The organism is Inquilinus limosus, assembly GCF_051487185.1.
Taxonomy (GTDB): Bacteria; Pseudomonadota; Alphaproteobacteria; order DSM-16000; family Inquilinaceae; genus Inquilinus; species Inquilinus limosus_F.
On the sequence record NZ_JAHVDK010000002.1, the window covers coordinates 105,305 to 124,519 of the forward strand.

Annotated in this window: 16 protein-coding genes, 1 tRNA gene and 1 other annotated feature; of the genes, 9 read left to right on the forward strand and 8 right to left on the reverse strand. The window is 69.0% G+C overall.

Going from position 1 to position 19,215, the window contains the following annotated elements; all coding sequences use genetic code 11:
* The first annotated feature begins 3 nt into the window (after positions 1 to 3).
* From KXR53_RS02340 to KXR53_RS02370, 7 genes are read left to right on the forward strand one after another with little or no spacing between them, the layout of a single operon-like run.
* On the forward strand, positions 4 to 945 hold the full coding sequence (locus KXR53_RS02340) for an ABC transporter permease (protein WP_437373009.1): 942 nt from the start codon (positions 4 to 6) through the stop codon (positions 943 to 945).
* On the forward strand, positions 945 to 1,814 hold the full coding sequence (locus tag KXR53_RS02345; protein WP_437373011.1) for an ABC transporter permease: 870 nt from the start codon (positions 945 to 947) through the stop codon (positions 1,812 to 1,814). The genes KXR53_RS02340 and KXR53_RS02345 overlap by 1 nt, the downstream gene beginning before the upstream one ends.
* Positions 1,814 to 2,974: an amidohydrolase/deacetylase family metallohydrolase gene (locus KXR53_RS02350; protein WP_437373013.1), complete on the forward strand. Its 1,161-nt coding sequence runs from the start codon at positions 1,814 to 1,816 to the stop codon at positions 2,972 to 2,974. The genes KXR53_RS02345 and KXR53_RS02350 overlap by 1 nt, the downstream gene beginning before the upstream one ends.
* On the forward strand, positions 2,971 to 3,984 hold the full coding sequence (locus KXR53_RS02355) for an ABC transporter ATP-binding protein (RefSeq protein WP_437373014.1): 1,014 nt from the start codon (positions 2,971 to 2,973) through the stop codon (positions 3,982 to 3,984). The genes KXR53_RS02350 and KXR53_RS02355 overlap by 4 nt, the downstream gene beginning before the upstream one ends.
* Entirely contained in the window at positions 3,981 to 4,994 is a 1,014-nt protein-coding gene (locus KXR53_RS02360) for an ABC transporter ATP-binding protein (protein ID WP_437373015.1), read from the forward strand. The genes KXR53_RS02355 and KXR53_RS02360 overlap by 4 nt, the downstream gene beginning before the upstream one ends.
* Positions 4,995 to 4,996: 2 nt before the next feature.
* Positions 4,997 to 5,464 carry a RidA family protein gene (locus KXR53_RS02365; RefSeq protein WP_437373017.1) on the forward strand — a complete coding sequence of 156 codons (468 nt, stop codon included), beginning with the start codon at positions 4,997 to 4,999 and terminating at the stop codon, positions 5,462 to 5,464.
* Positions 5,465 to 5,477: 13 nt separating this feature from the next.
* Positions 5,478 to 6,689, forward strand: a complete 1,212-nt coding sequence (locus tag KXR53_RS02370) for an aminotransferase class V-fold PLP-dependent enzyme (protein WP_437373019.1) — start codon at positions 5,478 to 5,480, stop codon at positions 6,687 to 6,689.
* A 36-nt stretch (positions 6,690 to 6,725) separates the two neighbouring features.
* Here KXR53_RS02370 and KXR53_RS02375 read toward each other — a convergent pair whose 3' ends face one another.
* The 5 genes from KXR53_RS02375 to KXR53_RS02395 form a co-directional block, all read right to left on the reverse strand.
* Positions 6,726 to 7,739, reverse strand: a complete 1,014-nt coding sequence (locus KXR53_RS02375; RefSeq protein WP_437373021.1) for an MBOAT family O-acyltransferase — start codon at positions 7,737 to 7,739, stop codon at positions 6,726 to 6,728.
* A gap of 11 nt (positions 7,740 to 7,750) precedes the next feature.
* Positions 7,751 to 8,713, reverse strand: coding sequence for a hypothetical protein (locus tag KXR53_RS02380; protein WP_437373022.1), 963 nt, complete (start codon positions 8,711 to 8,713; stop codon positions 7,751 to 7,753).
* A 176-nt stretch (positions 8,714 to 8,889) separates the two neighbouring features.
* Positions 8,890 to 8,945, reverse strand: a sequence feature (sul1 is cis-regulatory element that is thought to sense ions involved in sulfur or methionine metabolism; They are found in Alphaproteobacteria).
* Between the two features lie 260 nt (positions 8,946 to 9,205).
* Positions 9,206 to 10,546, reverse strand: coding sequence for an ABC transporter ATP-binding protein (locus KXR53_RS02385; protein WP_437373024.1), 1,341 nt, complete (start codon positions 10,544 to 10,546; stop codon positions 9,206 to 9,208).
* 11 nt (positions 10,547 to 10,557) lie between these two features.
* Positions 10,558 to 12,300 carry an ABC transporter permease gene (locus tag KXR53_RS02390; RefSeq protein ID WP_437373026.1) on the reverse strand — a complete coding sequence of 581 codons (1,743 nt, stop codon included), beginning with the start codon at positions 12,298 to 12,300 and terminating at the stop codon, positions 10,558 to 10,560.
* Positions 12,301 to 12,689: 389 nt separating this feature from the next.
* Positions 12,690 to 13,760, reverse strand: coding sequence for a DNA topoisomerase IB (locus tag KXR53_RS02395; protein ID WP_437373028.1), 1,071 nt, complete (start codon positions 13,758 to 13,760; stop codon positions 12,690 to 12,692).
* Positions 13,761 to 13,866: 106 nt separating this feature from the next.
* On the opposite strand from KXR53_RS02395, the gene KXR53_RS02400 reads away from it, so the two are divergent.
* Entirely contained in the window at positions 13,867 to 14,325 is a 459-nt protein-coding gene (locus KXR53_RS02400; RefSeq protein ID WP_437373463.1) for a YaiI/YqxD family protein, read from the forward strand.
* A 3-nt stretch (positions 14,326 to 14,328) separates the two neighbouring features.
* On the opposite strand, the gene KXR53_RS02405 is transcribed toward KXR53_RS02400, so the two are convergent.
* Positions 14,329 to 15,513: a class I SAM-dependent methyltransferase gene (locus tag KXR53_RS02405; protein ID WP_437373030.1), complete on the reverse strand. Its 1,185-nt coding sequence runs from the start codon at positions 15,511 to 15,513 to the stop codon at positions 14,329 to 14,331.
* A gap of 118 nt (positions 15,514 to 15,631) precedes the next feature.
* Positions 15,632 to 15,707 (reverse strand) — tRNA-Thr (locus KXR53_RS02410).
* 146 nt (positions 15,708 to 15,853) lie between these two features.
* On the opposite strand from KXR53_RS02410, the gene KXR53_RS02415 reads away from it, so the two are divergent.
* Positions 15,854 to 16,081, forward strand: coding sequence for a DUF1127 domain-containing protein (locus KXR53_RS02415; protein ID WP_437373032.1), 228 nt, complete (start codon positions 15,854 to 15,856; stop codon positions 16,079 to 16,081).
* A gap of 55 nt (positions 16,082 to 16,136) precedes the next feature.
* Here KXR53_RS02415 and KXR53_RS02420 read toward each other — a convergent pair whose 3' ends face one another.
* On the reverse strand, positions 16,137 to 19,187 hold the full coding sequence (locus KXR53_RS02420) for a calcium-binding protein (protein WP_437373034.1): 3,051 nt from the start codon (positions 19,185 to 19,187) through the stop codon (positions 16,137 to 16,139).
* Positions 19,188 to 19,215 lie beyond the last annotated feature (28 nt).

Sequence of the window (19,215 nt, forward strand, 5' to 3'; positions counted from 1 at the left end):
CCCATGCTCTCCTACATCGTCAATCGCCTGATCGGCATGGTCGCGGTGATGTTCATCGTGGCGACGGTCGTCTTCGTCATCATCCGGGTGACGCCGGGCGACCCCGCCGCGGTGATGCTCGGCCCCGAGGCGCGGCCGGAGGATGTTGCCGACCTACGGTCCAAGCTCGGCCTCGACCAGCCGCTGCCGGTGCAGTACGTGACCTGGCTCGGCCAGATCTCGGTTGGCGACCTGGGCCAGTCGATCTTCCTGAACCAGCCGGTGCTGAGCGCGATCGGCGACCGGGCCGAGCCGACGCTGATGCTGACGGTTCTGTCGATCCTGATCGCGGTGGCGATCGCGCTGCCGGTCGGCATCGCCTCCGCGGTGTGGCGCGGCTCGTCGCTGGACCAGGCGGTGCTGACCGTGTCGATGTTCACCGCCAGCATCCCGAGCTTCTGGCTGGGCCTGATCCTGATGCAGATCTTCGCGGTCAAGCTCGGCTGGTTCCCGGTATCGGGCTACGGCGGGCCTGGGGCGACCTTCCTTGAGCGGATGAGCCATCTGGTGCTGCCGGCGATCGTGCTGGGCCTCGTCAACTCGGCCCTCATCACCCGCTTCACCCGGGCCAGCATGCTCGACGTGCTGAACGACGACTATGTCCGCACCGCCCGGGCCAAGGGCCTGCCGGAGCGGCGGGTGGTGCTGAAGCACGCGCTGAAGAACGCGCTGATCCCGATTCTGACCGTGATCGGCCTGACCACGGCGCTGCTGGTCTCCGGCGCCGTGGTGACCGAGACGGTGTTCGGCCTGCCCGGGGTGGGCAATCTCGTCGTCAACGGCGTGCTGCGGCGCGACTACCCGGTGATCCAGGGCGCGCTGCTGGTGATCGCGGCGCTCTACGTCCTGATCAACCTCGCCATCGACTTGCTCTACCTCTTCGTCGACCCGAGGGTGCGCACCTGATGGCCGCCACCGCTACCATCTCCGTTGCGGGCGAGCGCCTGAAGCTGGCCCGCCTGCTGGTCCGCCGCAAGACCGCGCTGATTGGCCTGGTGATCCTGGCGGTTCTGGTCCTGGCCGCGGCCACGGCACCCTGGATCACCGCCTACGCGCCGCAGAAGCTGTCGATCGTCAACCGCCTGAAGCCGCCGGATCTGGCGCACTGGTTCGGCACCGACGAATTCGGCCGCGACGTCTTCACCCGCGTCATCTATGGCGGCCGGCTGTCGCTGTTCGTCGGCTTCGCCGTGGTGATCCTGTCCTCGCTGCTGGGCATCGTGCTCGGCCTCGTCGCCGGCTTCTTCCGGCCGGCCGACAAGGTAGTGGCCCGGGTGATCGACGCCATGATGGCCTTCCCGGACATCCTGCTGGCGATCTCTCTGGTCGCGGCGCTGGGGCCGTCGCTGGTCAACGTCATCGTCGCCCTCGGCATCGTCTACACGCCGCGCCTGGCCCGCATTGTCCGCGCCTCGACCTTGGTGATCCGCGAGCTGCCCTTCGTCGAGGCGGCGCGGGCGCTCGGCGTCTCGACCTGGCGCATCGTCACCGCCCATGTCCTGCGCAACCTGTGGTCGCCGATCCTGGTGCAGGGCACCTTCATCTTCGCCTACGCCATCCTGGCCGAGGCCGGCCTGTCCTTCCTCGGCGTCGGCGTCTCGCCCGAGATCCCCACCTGGGGGACCATGATCAATGCCGGCCAGCAATACATGGGCTCGGCCGACTGGATGATGGTCTTCCCCGGCCTCGCCATCGTGCTGTCGGTGGTGTCGCTGCAGATGGTCGGCGACGGCCTGCGCGACATCCTCGACCCCCGCCTGCGCAAGGAACTGTGATGTCCCGTCCTGTCCTGATCCGCGCCGCCCGCCCGGCCGGCTTCCCCGACCACCCGGACGACGGTCCGCTCGACATCCTGATCGCCGACGGCCGCGTTGCCGGTGTGGGGCAGGGGATCGACGCCCCCGCCGATGTCGAGATCGTCGACGGCCAGGGCGGCTGGGTGTCGCCCGGCTGGGCCGACCTGCACGCCCATGTCTATCACGGCGGCACCGACATCTCGATCCGCCCGGCCCAGGGCGGGCTGGCGCATGGCGTCACCACCATCGTCGATGCCGGATCCTCGGGCGAAGGCAACTTCGTCGGCTTCCGCGAGTTCATCGTCGAGCCGGCGGCGGAGCGGGTGGTCGCCTTCCTCAACATCGGCTCGATCGGCCTCGTCGCCTGCAACCGGGTCAGCGAGCTGATCGACCAGCGCTCGATCGACATCACCCGTACGCTGAAGGTGATCGAGACCAACCGCGACATCATCCGCGGCATCAAATGCCGGGCCTGCAGCACGGTGACCGCCGCCTGGGGCATCACGCCGGTGAAGATCGCCAAGAAGGTGGCGAAGATCTCGGGCCTGCCGCTGATGGTCCATGTCGGCGAGCCGCCGCCGCTGCTGGAGGAGGTGCTGGATGTGCTGACCCCCGGCGACGTCCTGACCCACTGCTTCCACGGCAAGCCGGGCGGCAACATCCTGGAGGATGAGGAGCTGTTCGGCATCGCCAAGCAGGTGGCGGAGGCCGGGGTGCGGCTCGATGTCGGGCACGGCGGCGCCTCCTTCTCCTTCAAGGTGGCGCGCGCCGGGATCGAGCGCGGCCTCTACCCCTTCTCGATCTCCACCGACCTGCATCTGCGGTCGATCGAGGGCCCGGTCTGGGACATGGCGACGACCATGTCGAAGCTGCTGGCCGTCGGCATGCCCTTCGCAGAGGTGGTGGCCGCCGCCAGCACCCGCCCGCGCTCGGTGGTCGGGCTGCCGGCCGAAGGCAACCTGCGGGTGGGGGCGGAGGCGGACTTCACCGTCTTCGGGCTGGAGGAGGCGTCGGTGACGCTGCCGGATTCCTCCGGCGACAGCGCCACGCTGGACCGGCTGTTCGCGCCGCGCCATGCGGTGCTGGGCACCAAGTCGGTCAAGGCGGGCCGGTTGTTCGACCCGGCGGTCCATACATGAGTGCGTCCACCCGCGACATCGTCCTCGCGGTCGAGGACCTGCGGACCTGGTTTCACAGCCGGGACGGCATCGCCAAGTCGGTCGACGGCGTGTCCTTCGACCTGGCGCGCGGCGAGACGCTGGCGATCGTCGGCGAGAGCGGCTCCGGCAAGTCGGTCACCAGCCTGTCGATCATGGGGCTGCTGCCGAAGCCGGCCGGCCGGATCGAGAGCGGCGCCATCCGTTTCCGCGACCGCAAGGGCACGAAGCACGACCTGGCACACGCCTCCCAGGCGCTGCTGCGCCGCCTGCGCGGCGCCGAGATCGCGATGATCTTCCAGGAGCCGATGACCAGCCTGAACCCGCTGTTCACCGTCGGCGACCAGATCGCCGAGGCGGTGCAACTGCATGAGGGCGTCGGCCGGGCCGAGGCGATGGCGCGGGCCAGGCGGATGCTGGAGCTGGTGGAGATCCCGGCCGCGGCGTCGCGTCTCGATGACTATCCGCATCAGATGTCGGGCGGCATGCGCCAGCGGGTGATGATCGCGCTGGCCCTGTCATGCAACCCCTCGGTGCTGATCGCGGACGAGCCGACCACGGCGCTGGACGTCACCATCCAGGCGCAGATCCTGGATCTGCTGCGCCGGCTGCAGGCCGAGATCGGCATGTCGATCCTGTTCGTCACCCACAACATGGGCGTGGTGGCGGAGATCGCGCACCGCGTCGCCGTGATGTATGCGGGGCGGGTGGTGGAAGAGGCGCCGGTGCTCGAGCTGTTCGACCGGCCGCGCCACCCCTACACAAGCGGCCTCCTGTCCTGCATCCCGAACGCCCGCACCGGCGGCCGGCACGACGACGCCCGGCTGCAGCCGATCCCAGGCACCGTGCCCAGCGTGATGGCGCTGCCGCCCGGCTGTGCCTTCGCCCCGCGCTGTCCGCTGACCGAAGCGCCCTGCGAAGCCGCGGTGCCGGACCTCGCCGCGGTGCAGCCCGGCCACCGCTCCCGCTGCCGGAGGACCGACCAGCTGTGACCGCCACCGCCCTCCGCATCGCTCCTCAAGCCGATGCCGCCGCGCCGCTGCTCGACGTGCAGAACCTGTCGGTGCATTTCCCGATCGGCGGCGGCCGCGTCGTCCGCGCCGTCGACGGCGTCAGCCTGTCGATCCGGCGCGGCAGCATCGTCGGTCTCGTCGGCGAATCTGGCTCGGGCAAGACCACGACCGGCCGTGCCGTGCTGCGGCTGATCGAGCCGACCGGCGGCCGGGTGATGTTCGACGGCACCGACGTTACCGCTTTGCCGGAAAAGGCGTTCCGCCCCTGGCGCCGGCGGATGCAGATCGTGTTCCAGGACCCCTATGCCAGCCTCAACCCGCGGATGAGCGTGGCCGAGATCCTGGGCGAGGCGCTGGACACGCACGGCTTGGCCCGCGGCCGGCGCAGCCAGCGGATCGGCGAGCTGCTGGAGCGGGTCGGCCTCAACGCCGACCACCAGCGCCGCTTCCCGCACGAATTCTCCGGCGGCCAGCGCCAGCGCATCGGCATCGCCCGGGCGCTGGCGGTGGAACCCGACTTCATCGTCGCCGACGAGCCGGTCTCGGCCCTCGACGTCTCGGTCCAGGCCCAGGTGCTGAACCTGATCCAGGACATCCAGCGCGACCTCGGCCTGACCCTTCTGTTCGTGGCCCACGACCTCGCCGTGGTCGACTATCTCTGCGACGAGATCGTGGTGATGTATCTCGGCCGGATCATGGAGAAGGGGCCGACCCGCCTGGTCTACGACCGGCCGCGCCACCCCTACACCAAGGCGCTGCTCTCGGCCGCGCCGGTGCCGGACCCGCGGGCCAAGCGCGACCGCATCATCCTGAAGGGCGACATCCCGAGCCCGATCGCGCCGCCCTCCGGCTGCGTGTTCCGCACCCGCTGCCCGGCCGCGACCGAGGCCTGCGCCCGGGCCGTGCCACCGCTCGAGAAGCGGGAGCCGGGGCGCTTCGTCGCCTGCATCCGCGACGCCGAACTGAACGACCAACCGACCACGGACTGATCATGCCCAATGTCTACGACCGTCTCGCCGCGCTCGGCATCACGCTGCCCAAGGCGCCGCCGCCGGTCGCCAATTTCGAGACGCACCGGGTGTCCGGCCAGCTCCTGTTCCTGTCGGGGCAGGGGCCTCTGGAGGCCGACGGCACCCTGCACCGCGGCAAGGTCGGTGCCACGGTCGACCGCGAGGTCGCCTATCGCCATGCCCGGCTGACCGGCGTCAACCTGCTGGCGGTGATGCAGGAGGCGCTGGGCGACCTCAATCGCATCACCGGCATCGTCAAGCTGCTCGGCATGGTCAACGCGGTGCCAGAGTTCGAGCATCATCCGGAGGTGATCAACGGCTGCTCCGACCTGTTCGTCGAACTGTTCGGGCCGGAGATCGGCCGCCACGCCCGCTCGGCCGTCGGCATGGGGTCGCTGCCGCGGCAGATCACCGTCGAGATCGAAGCCGTCGTCGAGTTCGCGCGCTGAGGGAGGCACGCCCATGAAGTCGAACGAGGATATCCGCCGCCGCCTGGGCCTGCGCCCGGTGATCAACGTCTCGGGCACCATGACCTCGCTGGGCGCCTCGATCGTGGTGCCGGAGGCGGTGCAGACCATCGCCGAGATCCTGCCGCAATTCGTCGAGATCACCGACCTGCAGCGCAAGGCCAGCGTCCGGATCGCGAAGTCCTGCGGCACCGAGGCCGGCTTCGTCACCGCCTCGGCCTCGGCCGGGATCAGCCTGGCCGTGGCCGGCGCCATGACCGGCACCGACCTGCTGGCGATCGAGCGGCTGCCCGACACCACCGCTCTCGCCAAGACCGAGGTGCTGCTTCAGGTGGGCCACATGGTCAGCTACGGCGCCCCGGTCGACCAGGCGGTGCGGCTGGCCGGCGCCAAGGTGGTGCCGGTCGGCACCGCCACCCTGGCGCAGGGCTATCAGCTGGAGGGCGCCATCACCGAGCGCACGGCCGCGGCGCTCTATGTCGTCTCGCACCATGTGGTGCAATACGGCCAGATCCCGCTCGAGGAATTCGCCGAGATCTGCCGGGCCAAGGGGGTGCCGGTGATCGTCGACGCCGCCTCGGAATACAACCTGACCGGCTTCCTGGCCCGCGGTGCCGACCTCGCCATCTACAGCTCGCACAAGTTCCTGGGCGGCCCGACCGGCGGCATCGTCGCCGGCCGCGAGGACCTGGTGCGCGCCGCCTTCCTGCAGAACCGCGGCATCGGCCGCGGCATGAAGGTCGGCAAGGAGGGGGTGGTCGGCACCATCGCCGCGCTCGACGCCTGGGAGAAGCGCGACCATGCGGCGGTGCGGGCGCGGGAGGATGGGCATCTCAAGTTGTGGCATGAGGGTTTGGCCGGGCTGCCGGGCGTGACCGCGGTGATCGAGCCCGACCCGACCGACAACCCGCTGGACCGCCTCCGGGTGACGATCGACCCGGCCAAGGCCGGCCTCGGCGCCTGGGACATGGCCGACCGGCTGGCCGCCGGCGACCCGCCGGTGATCGTCCGCGACCACGAGGTCGAGCACGGCTATTTCTACCTCGACCCCTGCAACCTGCATGACGGCGAGGCGCAGGTGGTACTCGACCGCCTGCTCGCGATCCTGCGCGCCGCTGCCGGCGACCCGCCCCAGGGCGACGCCAGGGCCCGGCTCGTGGCGCGGGAGCGGAGGGGGCTGGAGTCGCTGCTGCGGTTCCCGCGGTGACGGGACCGGCGGCGCACGGTCATCAGCGGCGCCGGCCTAGAACTGAAAGTAGGCGAACTGCCGTACGACGGTGAGATTCGTCGATACGGCCAGCGTCAGCATGGTGACCATGAGATTGGCGTGTCGACGGATAGGGCCCCTTCGATTGCCGCCGAGCGGAATGTAAAGATAGTCCCGAAGCCAGGTCGAAAGCGTGATGTGCCAACGCTTCCAGAAGTCGATGATGGAGGTGCTCCGGTATGGCGAATTGAAGTTGTAGGGCAGCCGGATGCCGAACATCCGCGCCAGGCCGACCGCCATGTCCGAGTAGCCCGAAAAATCGAAGTAGAGCCCGAGGCCGAAGGCAAGAACGGCGATCCAGGAAGAGACGAAATCCGGTCGGACAAGGAGGGCTCCATCGAAAACCGGATCAGCCAGGCCGGAAAGCTGGTCGGCGATCAGGACCTTCTTTGAAAGACCCAGCACGAAGAACGCCAGCCCGGACGAGAACGCGGCGGCATCGAATCTCATGCGCGACTTCTGAAACTCTGAGATCAGCTGCCAATGGTGAACGATCGGGCCGGCGATCAACTGCGGGAAAAACAGAACAAACAGGATATATTCAAGATAGGTATAGCGAGGGGCCTGCCCACGATATTCATCTACTAGATAGGCGATCTGCTGAAAGGTGTGAAACGAGATCGCCAGAGGCAGGATGATGTACAATGCGGTGAAATGAATGCCGGATAGCTGAGTGACTGTTTCCAGGAAGAAGTTGGCGTACTTGAAATAGCCGAGCAGCGTGAGGTTCAGGGCTACCCCGATGATCAGCGCGATCCACGCCCTCCGCGTGGCGATGTGCCGGGAGAGATATTTCCCTATGAAGAAGTTGGCCGTGAGCTGGGCCACGAGCATGGCGCCATAGGCAACGCTCCAGGCGCCGTAGAAGACGAACGATGCCGCCGTCAGGAAGGCATATGCGAGATTTCGACTGATGCGGGCGCAGAGAAAATATCCGATCAGAGAAATCGGCAGGAAGATCGTGATGAATTCGAAGGAGTTGAAGAGCATTCACCTCCTCCTCAACGTGCGATCGGCGTCAGAACCGGTCCAAGCCGGTCGGCCAGGGCCGCCGAGAAGAGGCGTGCGCCTCGCCAGTTGAAGTGGACCGCGTCGACATAGAGGGCGCCGTCGGGAGAGAATCCCCGGCTGGAGACGAACACTGTCTCCTCCTGCGACAGCGAAGCCTTCAGTTGTGCTTCGAACGCCCGGCTGACCTGCCCCTCCGGGTCGTATTTGGAATGCCAAGCTGGATGTAGTGGAAAACTGATCAGAATGAGCTCTACGCCGCGGCCGGCGAGCATCTTCTCGAATGCGGCAAGAGCCTGAAAGCATTTGTCGTCGAAGGAAGGGGCCGGATTCCAGCCTGTCGTGCCTTCCATCGGCCCGGATCCGAAGGGTCCCATCACGATCGGCGTTCCCGACGCGGGGTCGGAGCGCCTTCGGGCGACGTGACGGGCGTCGCGGATCAGCTGCAGCGGGCGGAAGTTTGCCGCGTAGATGAGCAGCGGCGACGAGTCGCGGAAGACATAGGGGGCAGCCTGCTCCGGATAGAAGAATGACCGACCGGACTCCGGGCACGTCTCGAAATCCCTCGGCGCGACCACGGTGATGACGGTTCGGACGTTCTTTAAGTGATCGAGAAGAAATTCTGTGAAGAACGCCGTCTGATGCATGTAAAGCAGGCAGGGGGCGGCGTTCAGCGGGTGTTCGGACAGGCCGTTCGCGACGAATGGGGTGAAATCGATATTGCGCCACGTCACGGACGACCCGACGGCCAGCAGGTCGACGTCGGCGAGCTCCTGCTCCGCGAGGAACTTGAACTTCTCATCGATGCAGAAGGTGCCGGTCAGAGGAGGCGCCGGCAGGGAACCGAGTGCCCTAAGGGTATAGAGCATCACAAGAAATAAACCTGCGCCCAACGCAAGGAAGGCGGCGAAGTACCGAAGGAACGAATGTTCGGCAGCACGGCGTGTGGCTTGCATGGGTCATCGACTGAACTCGTGGAGATCATCGAGAGCAGCGGCGCAGCGATCAGGCCGGCGCGGGAAGGGATCGGTCGGGCCGGATCAGAAGCCCTTGCAGGCAAGTGTCTTCTCGACGTGCTCCGCGATGAGGAGCGTCATCGTCTGACCGTCGCTGCTGCGTCGATATCGCGTTGCGTTGTCAGGCGGATCAGCGGCCGGAGGAGCCACCCGGAATTCCACCGGGTCCATGCGAGTGACTACTAGAGTAGGCGAGTTTGACCGGCTCGCAACCCCTCTCGGCCTCGTCCGATACTGTCTATTGGGACGTTGTCCGAAGAGATGATCAGGTGAATTCTTGCCGGGCCTGGCTCCAGTGAACGGACATTTGCGCCCCTCCCATTGGGCGATGGCATTCATCCCTTTGGATCGTGCCGAACCGCGATGGCGGAGGTCGCCCCTCAACCACGGTCGGTCCGGCACCTACCGCGTGATGCCCCGAGGGCGGAGAGCCTACACCGGATCCTCCAGGCTGAACTGGCCGCTCTCGCCGTCATAGGCGAAGAGCTCGGCGTAGCGGCCCCAGGAGATCGCGGCGCGCAAAGTCTCCTCCGCCCGGTCCTCGGACATGAAGTCCTCGAGCTCCTCGGTGAAGCGCAGCCGCGGCGCGCGGTGGCTCGGCCGCTCGTCCAGCACCCGCCGGATCAGCGCCGCGATCGGCACATGCGCCAGCAGATGCGCCGCGAACAGCCGCTTGCGCTGGTCGACATCGGAGTCCACGAACAGCCGACCGAGGTCGGTCAGGTGGATGTCGCCGTCCGCCAACTCGGCGAAGCGCAGCAGCTGCAGGGCCTCGGCGATCGGGAACAGCTCGTCCGCTTCCATCTGCAGCGTCGCCGCCAGATCCGGCAGGTCGGCGCGGCCGTTATAGGGCGGCGCGGCCAGCGCCTCCATCAGGCCGGACATCAGGTTGGTCGAGACATGCGGCAGCTCCATGCCGATGCCGGTGCCGTGGAAGCCTGCCTTCGGCCCGGCCTTCTCCGGCGCCCGGTTGGTCATGCGGGCGTAGATGTCGTCGACCATCCGCCGGAACTCCGGGTCCAGGCGGTTGCGCGGATGCGGCAGGTCGATCCGGACCTCCGCCGCCACCCGGCCGGGGTTGGCGGAGAAGATCAGGACGCGGTCGCACATCAGGATCGCCTCCTCGATGTTGTGCGTCACCATCAGGATCGACTTGATCGGCAGCCGGCCTTCCATCCACAGCTCGATCAGGTCGGTGCGCAGCGTCTCCGCCGTCAGCACGTCGAGCGCCGAGAACGGCTCGTCCATCAGCATCAGCCGCGGATGCACGACCAGGGCGCGGGCGAAGCCGACGCGCTGGCGCATCCCGCCCGACAGCTCATTCGGATAAGCGCTCTCGAAGCCGTCGAGGCCGATCAGGTCGATCGCCTCCAGCGCCCGGCGCCGCCGCTCCGCCGCCGGGATGCCCTGGGCCTCCAGCCCGATCTCGACGTTCTGCAGCACGGTCAGCCAGGGGAACAGGGCGAAGCTCTGGAATACCATCGACAGGCCTTCGGACGGGCCGTCGATCGGGCGACCGCACCAGGTCACCGTGCCCGCGCTCGGCGGCACCAGCCCGGCGATGATCCGCAGCAGCGAGGACTTGCCGGAGCCGGAGCGGCCGAGCAGCCCGACGATCTCGCCCTCGCGGATGGTCAGCGAGACGTCGTCGAGCACCAGCAGGTCGGCGTTGTCGCCCTTGTGATAGGCCTGCCGGACGCCGGCGAGGTCGACCAGGACCGGGGTATCGTTCGCAGGCTTGGCGATCGGGCGGAGGAGGGTGGTGTCGAACATGGTCGTGGCCCTCAGTCGAGGCGCAGCCGGCGGGCGGCGAAGGTGAAGAGCGGCCGCCACAGCAGCCGGTTGAACAGGGTGACGAAGACCGACATCACGGCGATGCCGAGCACGATGCGCGGATAGTCGCCGGCGGCGGTGGCCTGGGCGATATAGGCGCCGAGGCCGTGCGCGGTCAGGGTGGTGTCGCCCCAGCTCGCCACCTCGGCGACGATGCTGGCGTTCCAGGACCCGCCGCTGGCGGTGATCGCCCCGGTGACGTAGTAGGGGAAGATCCCGGGCAGGATCACCTTGCGCCACCAGTTCCAGCCGCGGATGCGGAAGCTGGAGGCCGCCTCCTTCAGGTCGGTCGGGAAGGCGCTGGCGCCGGCGATGACGTTGAACAGGATGTACCACTGGGTGCCCAGCACCATCAGCGGCGCCAGCCAGATGTCCGGGTCGAGGCCCAGCCGCACGATCGCCACCACCGCGAAGGGGAAGGCGATGTTGGCCGGGAAGGCGGCCAGGAACTGGGCCAGCGGCTGCACCCGCTCGGCGACGCGGGGGCGCAGGCCGACCCAGACGCCGACCGGCACCCAGACCAGCGTCGCCAGCGCGATCAGCACCACCACCCGGATCAGGGTGAAGACGCCCAGCAGCACCGCCTCGCCGGCGTCGCCCCAGCTCAGCTCCGTCGCTACGAAGCTCACGATCTGCCACAGGGCATAGGCGATCGCCGCCAGCAGCAACGCGGCGAAGGCCCAATCCGCCCAGCGGCTGAACCAGATCCGCGCGACCATGCCGTCGCCGGCGGTCCCGGCCGGGATGAAGGCGAAGCGCCGGCGAGAGACGGTGCGGACCAGGAGGCCGACCGGAGACAGCGCCAGCTGGAACAGCCGGGTCCGCTGCACCAGGTCCAGCAGCCAGGAGCGCGGGGCGCTGGTGCCGGCCGACTGCTCGAAGCGGAACTTCTCGGCCCAGGCCACCAGCGGCCGGAACAGCAGCTGGTCATAGGCCAGGATCACCGCGCCCATCACCAGCACGGCCCAGCCGACGGCGGCCAGGTCGCGCCGGTCGATCGCCGCGGCGACATAGGAGCCGACGCCGGGCAGGGTGATGGTGGTGTCGCCGACCGAGATCGCCTCCGACGCCACCACGAAGAACCAGCCGCCCGACATCGACATCATGGTGTTCCACACCAGGCCTGGCATGGCGAAGGGCACCTCCAGGCGCCAGAAGCGCTGCCAGGGCGTCAGGCGGAAGCTGCGGCTGGCCTCGTCCAGGTCGCGCGGCACCGTCTTCAGCGACTGGTAGAAGCTGAAGGTCATGTTCCAGGCCTGGGAGGTGAAGATGGCGAAGACCGCGGCGCATTCGACGCCCAGCACCTGGCCCGGGAACAGGGCCATGAAGCCGACCACGGTGAAGGACAGGAAGCCCAGAACCGGCACCGACTGCAGGATGTCGAGCAGCGGGATCAGCACCATCTCCGCCCGCCGGCTCTTGGCCGCGGCGGTGGCGTAGACGAAGGTGAAGAGCAGAGAGGCGACGATCGCCGCCAGCATGCGCAGCGTGGTGCGTAGAGCGTATTCGGGCAGCGCCAGGGGATCGAGCGAGATCGGCGTCTGCTCGACGCTGGCCAGCGGCGCCAGGGTGGCGCGGCCGCCATGGGCGGCCAGCACGATGGCGCCGAAGACGAGGGAGAACGCCACCAGGTCCCAGAGATTGGGCAGATAGCGCGGACGCTCCCCCGCGAGGGCGGGGTGGTGCAAGGTCATGATGTCCGTCCGAAAGGCAGGCGGTCGCGATCACCGCGCATCCCGTGGGGATGTGCGGCGCGGAACGGCCGGTGAGCGCCGGCGTCAGCCTCGCCCTCGGTCGTCGCCCTCCAGGGAGAGGCGCCTGTAGAAAGGACGGAGATCGGATAACAGGTGCTTCATGGTTCACCTCGCACCGGCGCGGCCCGGCCGCGACGAGGTGAACCTGGGGTCAGGCTCGCAGCGTCGGCGCCGGCAGAGTCGCGCTAGGTCGACTGGGCGTGCTCATCGGAGCGGCGGATCCTTGATTGCGTCGGGGAACTGGCCTCGACACGGGCGATATCGCGCTGCGAAGCGCAGCGGTCAAGCCGTTTTCCGCGCCTGAACGATTTGTAAGGAGAGGGCCAGGATCAGGCGGCTGGTCCGGCCTCCAGCCGCTTCAGGAAGCGCAGAAGCGCGGCCTCGCCGCGGCGGCCGTCCTGGTCGTCGCCGGGCGGCCAGCGCAGGGTCGTTGCCAGGCGGCCGTCGAGATAGGCCTCGACGATCTCCGGATGGACATAGCAGGCGCGGCACACCGCCGGGGTGTTGCCCAGCTGCTCGGCCACCTGCTTGATGCAGCGCACCACCTCGGCCTTGGTCGGCGGCGCCTCGGGATCGGCGGTCGACAGCAGCCGCGCGGCGAACAGGGTGCCGGCCCAGGTGCGGAAATCCTTGGCGGTGAAGTCCTGGCCGGTGATCTCGCGCAGATACTCGTTCACGTCGTCCGAGCCGACCGAATGCCGCACGCCCTCGCCATCGACATACTGGAACAGCCGGTGGCCGGGCAGGTCCTGGCAGAAGCGGACGATGCGGGCGATGCGTCGGTCCCGGAACCCGGTGCGGTACAGCCGGCCGCCCTTGCCGCGGAACTCGAAATACACGGCGCCGCCTTCGACATCGGCATGCCGCTTGCGCAGCGTGGTCAGGCCGAAGCTCCGGTTAGCGCGGGCGTATTCGTCGTTGCCGACGCGCAGCAGCGTCGCCTCCAGCAGCCGGACGATCGCCGCCAGGATCTTGGTCCGGGGCAGGCCGTGCCGCGCCAGGTCGGCGTCGATCCGCTTGCGGATGCGGGGCAGGGCGCGGCCGAAGGCGACCATGCGGTTGTACTTCGTCTCCGACCGCACCTCCTTCCAGCGCGGATGGTAGCGGTACTGCTTGCGGCCGCGCTGGTCGCGCCCGGTGGCCTGCAGATGACCCTGCGGGTCGAGGCAGATCCAGACATCGGTGTAGGCGGGCGGGATGGCCAGCTTGGCGATCCGCATCAGCGTCGCCTTGTCTTGCACCGGCTGCCCGTCCGGCATCCGGTAGGCGAAGCCCTTGCCGGACCGGCGTCGGCGGATGCCGGGCTCGGTGTCGGAGACATAGCGCAGCCCATGGGCCTCCGCCTGGGCGGGCGGGGACGGGTCGGGCAGCGCGCCCGGCGATGCGATGGAGTCGGCCATGCGGGGAGGCGGGTTCTCGGCAGGGAACGGCGCTTGGACCAACGGCACCGCCGCCGCTATGGTTCCGGTCCCGACCCGCAGCCGCGCCGTGCCCGTGACCGACCCGATCCGCATCCTCGTCGACGCCGATGCCTGCCCGGTGAAGGCGGAGGTCTACCGCGTCGCCGAGCGCTACGGCCTGGAGGTGTTCGTCGTCACCAATGGCGGGGTGATGGTGCCGCGCGACCCGCGCATCCAGCTGGTGATCGTCGGCGAGGGCTTCGACGCGGCCGATGACTGGATCGCCGAGCGGGCCGGGCCGGCGGACATCGTCGTCACCGCCGATATCCCGCTGGCCGACCGCTGCCTGAAGACGGGGGCCACGGTGATCGGCCCGACCGGCCGGCCCTTCACCAAGGATTCGATCGGCATGGCCCTGGCCAGCCGAGCACTGATGGCCGACCTCCGCGCCATGGGCGTGGCCGGCGGCGGCAACAAGCCGATGTCGGCCAAGGACAAATCGGCCTTCCTGTCGGCGCTCGATGCCGCGGTGGTGCGGCTGCGGCGCAGCCGGCCGCAGGCCTGAGCCTCAGGAGACGGTCTCCGGGGCGAACTGCCCGTGCGGCGACACGATCATGTCCCGGGGCACGCCCGCGTGCAGCAGCCCTTCGCCGATCTGCCGCTCGGACGGGAAGCTGGAGATCACCACCTTGCGGCCGCTGCGCAGCACGTCCTCGGGCGGGATCACGACATAAGAGCCCAGGCTGTGCCCGTGCTTCTGCGGGTCGCGATCGGTGATCCCGAGGATCCGGGCATGGCTCTCGAGCGAGGTTCGCTCCAGCATGGTCGAGGTGTGCAGCCCGGCGCCCCAGACATAGACCTCCTCGCCCGGCCGGATCGCGGCCTTGAGCCGCTGCTCGACCGCGCCCCAGCGCCGCTTCTCGACATTGCCATAGGCCTGGCAGAAGGCGCGGTTCTTGGCGACGCCGTCGACCAGCGGCGCATCGGGCTGCGGCGTCTGCTTGCGGGCCAGGACGGTGATCACGGGGTAGGGGTAGTGATCGACCGTGACCGGCGCCTGCAGGATGCCGAAGCCGGTCCGGGCCAGCAGGTTGGCCAGCGACGTCTCGTCGAAATAGTTGACGTGCTCCATCATGAACAGGCCGGGCGGGTTGACCTCCGGCGCGGCGAGGCACGGCACCTCGAGCAGCAGCAGCCCTTCCGGGGCCAGGGCGGCATGGACGCGCCGCAGCGTCGCCGCCGGGTCGTAGACATGCTCCAGCACATGCGAGAAGGTGATCAGGTCCTGGCCGCCGCGGCGCGGCAGCGTGTCCTCGTCGGCGCCGAGCTCGACATCGATGCCGTTGCGTTCGCGCGCCTGCTCGACCGCCTTGGGCGACAGGTCGCAGCCGGCCACGGCCCAGCCCAGCTTGCGGAAATGCCAGAGCATCGACCCACTGGAGGCGCCGACATCGTACATCCGGCCCGGCCGCACGCCCTCGGCCTGGACCATGGCGATCATGCGGCGGGCGGTGTCGATCAGCGGCGGCTCGCCGGCGCCGAAGGCGGTGTAGTTGGAGAAGGTCTGGTACTGGCGCATCATGGTCTCGGGCGAGACCGCGGGGTCCTGCAGCGTCAGACCGCAGCCGGAGCAGCAGCGCAGGGCGTAGGTGACGCGGCCGAGGCCGCAGACATCCATCGCCGTCTCGAACACCGTCTCGCCTTCGGTCGAGCCGCAGACAAAGCAGGCGCGGCGGATCGTCGAATTCAGCATCAAATTCCCCTCGGAAATGCTCGCATACGTCCGGAAACGCGCCGGCAGGATAGGGGGCATAACCCGATCTGTCACGCCCGGCGAGGACATCGGGGCGAGGATGCGGAAGATCGGGAGATGGTGCCGGATGCAGGGATCGAACCCGCGACCTTCGGTTTACAAAACCGCTGCTCTACCAGCTGAGCTAATCCGGCCCCGGCCCATTCCCTATCGAGTCCCGCCGCCGCTGTCCAGCGGGGAGGAGGCTGTGCAACGCGCTGGCCGCGCTATGGCCTCAGGCCGTATGATTTCCGTCTCCGTCATATGGGGACGGGGACGGATCTTGTCTGCGGGGCCGGCGATGTGGGACGACCTGGCCAGGCGGAGCGCCAATGACAACGTGCCCGAGGCCGGGCGGTCGACGCCGGCCGGGTCGCCGGCTTGGCGCCTGCTGCTGGCGCTGGAGGATGCCCTGGAACGGGTCCGCCAGCGCCGCGATCTGGCCCGGCTGTCGGAGCCGGCGCTGAAGGATCTCGGCTGGACCCGGTGCGACGTGCTAGCCGAGCTGGCGAAGCCGTTCTGGCGATAGCCGTTCGTTGAGTGAAAGCCGGGGCCGCCCGCAGGCAGGCGGCCCCGCGATGTGCTCACACCAGCAGCAGGTCCGATACGGCCAGCGTGGTCACGCCGGTCAGGGTGACGACCAGTTGCGCCTCGGCCTCGTTGCCGGCGCCGTCGGCGTCGAACCAGAGCCGGCCGCAGTCGGTCTCGAACAGGAACTGCGGGCCGCTGCCGGTGGCCTGCGGATCGGCGCCGGTGATCAGCGACGGCTGATATCCCGCGTCCAGCCCGAAGCCCGCCCGGTCGATCACCAGCCGGTCGGTGCCGCGGGTGAAGTCGGTGATCTGGTCGCCCGAGCCGATGGCATCCTCGCCGAAGACGAAGCGGTCGCGGCCGGCGCCGCCGGTCAGCAGGTCGCCGCCGGAGCCGCCCTCAAGGGTGTCGTCGCCGGCGCGGCCGTCCAGCGTGTCGTCGGCCCCGCCGCCGGACAGCGTCTCCCCGGCCGCGGCGCCGCGCAGATCGTCGTCGAGGTCGGTGCCGACCACCGCCTCGAAGCCCGACAGGACCAGGCCCTTCGCCAGCCCGTTGTTGCGGCTGCTGTCGGCCAGGTCCACGATCGCGGACAGGCCGAGGTCGTTCTCCAGGAAGGACAGGGTGTCGAACCCGTCGCCGCCGGTGAAGCGGTCCGTCCCCCGGCCGTCACCATAGTCGCGGATGAAGCTGTCGTTGCCGGCATCACCGAACAGCTGGTCGCTGCCGGCGCCGTCGAGCAGCGTGTCGTGCCCGGCACCCCCGCGCAGCACGTCGTTTCCGGCGTTGCCTTCGAGCCTGTCGTCCAGGGCGCCGGCGGTCACCGTGTCGTTGCCGCTGCCACCTTGGAACTCCAGCGATTCCATCGCGGCGAAGCGGGTCGTGGCGTCGACATTGACCAGGCCGGTCGAGAAGGTGAAGGTCACGCCCGCGGTCTGATCGGCGAGGTCGACGAAGACGCGGTCGACTCCGGCGCCGCCGGTGGCGTAGTCGCCCTTGTTGATGTGCAGCGCATCATTGCCGGCGCCGCCGTCGAGCGTGTCGGCGAAGGTATCGCTGAGGTCGTCGTCCCGGCCCCAGATCACGTCGTCGCCGTCGCCGCCCTGCAGCGTGTCGGCGCCGTCGCCGCCTTCGAGCGTGTCGTTGCCCCCGAGGCCGATGAGGATGTCGTTGCCGCCATGGCTCTTGAACTCGTCGTCGAGCGCGCCGCCGGTCAGCTTGTCGGCGCCCGAGCCGGTCTCGATATGGACGCGCTCGATGTTGAGCAGGGTGACGCCGCCATTGACCAGCCCCGCGGCCGCCGACAGCGTGAAGGCCAGGTTGGCCGTGGCGTCGGAGCGGTTGACCCAGGCCAGGTCCGTGCCGGCGCCGCCGTCGACCTTGAAGGTGCCGTGGGTGGCGCCGCCCACGGGATTGAGATGGGCCGCGTCGTCGCCGGCGCCGAGCCAGACATAGCTGCTGTCGCCGCCTGCGCTGGCGCTCTGGACCTCGATCTCGACGCGATCGTTGCCGTTGCCGGCATCGATGGTGTTGTTGCCCCCGGCGTCGCGGATGGTGTCGTCGCCATCCTTGCCACTGATCGTGTCGTTGCCGGCGCCGCCGTCGAGCGTGTCGCCGCCGGCGCTACCGGTGAGCGCGTCGTTCCCGGCGCCGGCGCTGAAGCTGACCTGCTGCGCCACCCCGGCATGGAGCTTGTCGGCGCCGGACCCGGTGGTGAGCCGGATGATCTCCGCATCGGTGATCACGGTGCCGTCCGACAGGCTGGCGGTGCGGCCGGCGAAGGTGAAGGTCAGGCCGGCGGTGGCGTCGCCCCGGTCCAGCTCGACGGTGTCGATGCCGGCCCCGGCATAGATCGTGTCCTTGCCGCCGCTGCCGGCGACCAGCCGGTCGTTGCCATCGCCGCCGTCGAGGAGATCGACACCGGTGCCGCCGTCGAGCACGTCGTCGCCGCCGCGGCCGCCGAGCGTGTCGTTGCCGCCCAGCCCGTTCAGCACATCGTCCCGGTCATGGCCGCGGAAGGCGTTGGCGGCGGTGGTGCCGCTGATCGTGTAGGCCTCGACATTGATGAACCGCGTGCCGTCGGACAGCCGGCCGAGCACGGTGGAGGCTTCGGCGATGAAGTTGCCGGTCACGCCGGTCACCACCAGCCGGTCGATGCCGGCGCCGCCGTCGATCTGGTCGGCGCCCTGGCCGATCGCCACGGTCGCCGTGTCGTCTCCGGTCCCGCCATAGATCACGTCGGCGCCGAGGCCCCCCTTCAGGCCGTCGTTGCCGTTGCCGCCGATCAGCCGGTCGTCGCCGGCATCGCCAGAAAGGATGTCGTCCTGGTCGCCGCCGTCGATCACATCGGCATCGTCGCCGCCGTCGATCACGTCGTTCCCCGCCTCGCCATAGAGCCGGTCGGCCCCGGCTTCGCCCTGGATGAAGTCCCAGCCGAAGCCGCCGCGGGCGGAATCGGCGCCGTCCCCGCCGTTGATGGCGTCGAAACCGCTGCCGCCGTCGAGGATGTCGTTGCCGCCTTCGCCATTGAGCTGGTCGCTGCCGCCGCCACCGCGCAGCGCGTCGTTGCCCTCGCCGCCGATCAGAAGGTCGGTCCAGCGGCCGCCGGTCATCGAATCGGCGAAATCCGTGCCGGTGATGAAGTGGTGCTCGATGCCGACGATCACGGCGCCGCCGGGCAGCGTCCGCGCGATGATCGGGTCGACCGCGGTGAAGGACACTCCGGCCGACTGGCTGGAATAGTCGATCATCAGCATGTCGAAGCCGAGGCCGCCGTCGATCTGGTCGCCGGCAGCCTCGGTCGGATCCTGGATCACGATGATGTCGTCGCCGGTGCCGGCCCGGATGTAGTCGGCCCCCGCGCCGCCGGTGAGATTGTCGGCGCCGGACCCGCCCTGGAGGACGTCGTTGCCGTCGTCGCCCATCAGCATGTCGGCCTGGAAGCCGCCGTCGATTCTGTCGGCACCGTCGCCGCCGACGGCGATGTCCGTGGCGAGGCCGCCCGACAGCGTGTCGTTGCCGCCGAGACCGTAGAGAGTGTCGCTGTCCGGGAGCGGGCGGTCGCCGACGAGAACGTCGGCGCCTTCGGTGCCGGTAATGATGGCCATGAATGAAATCCGTTCCGTTGATATCGCG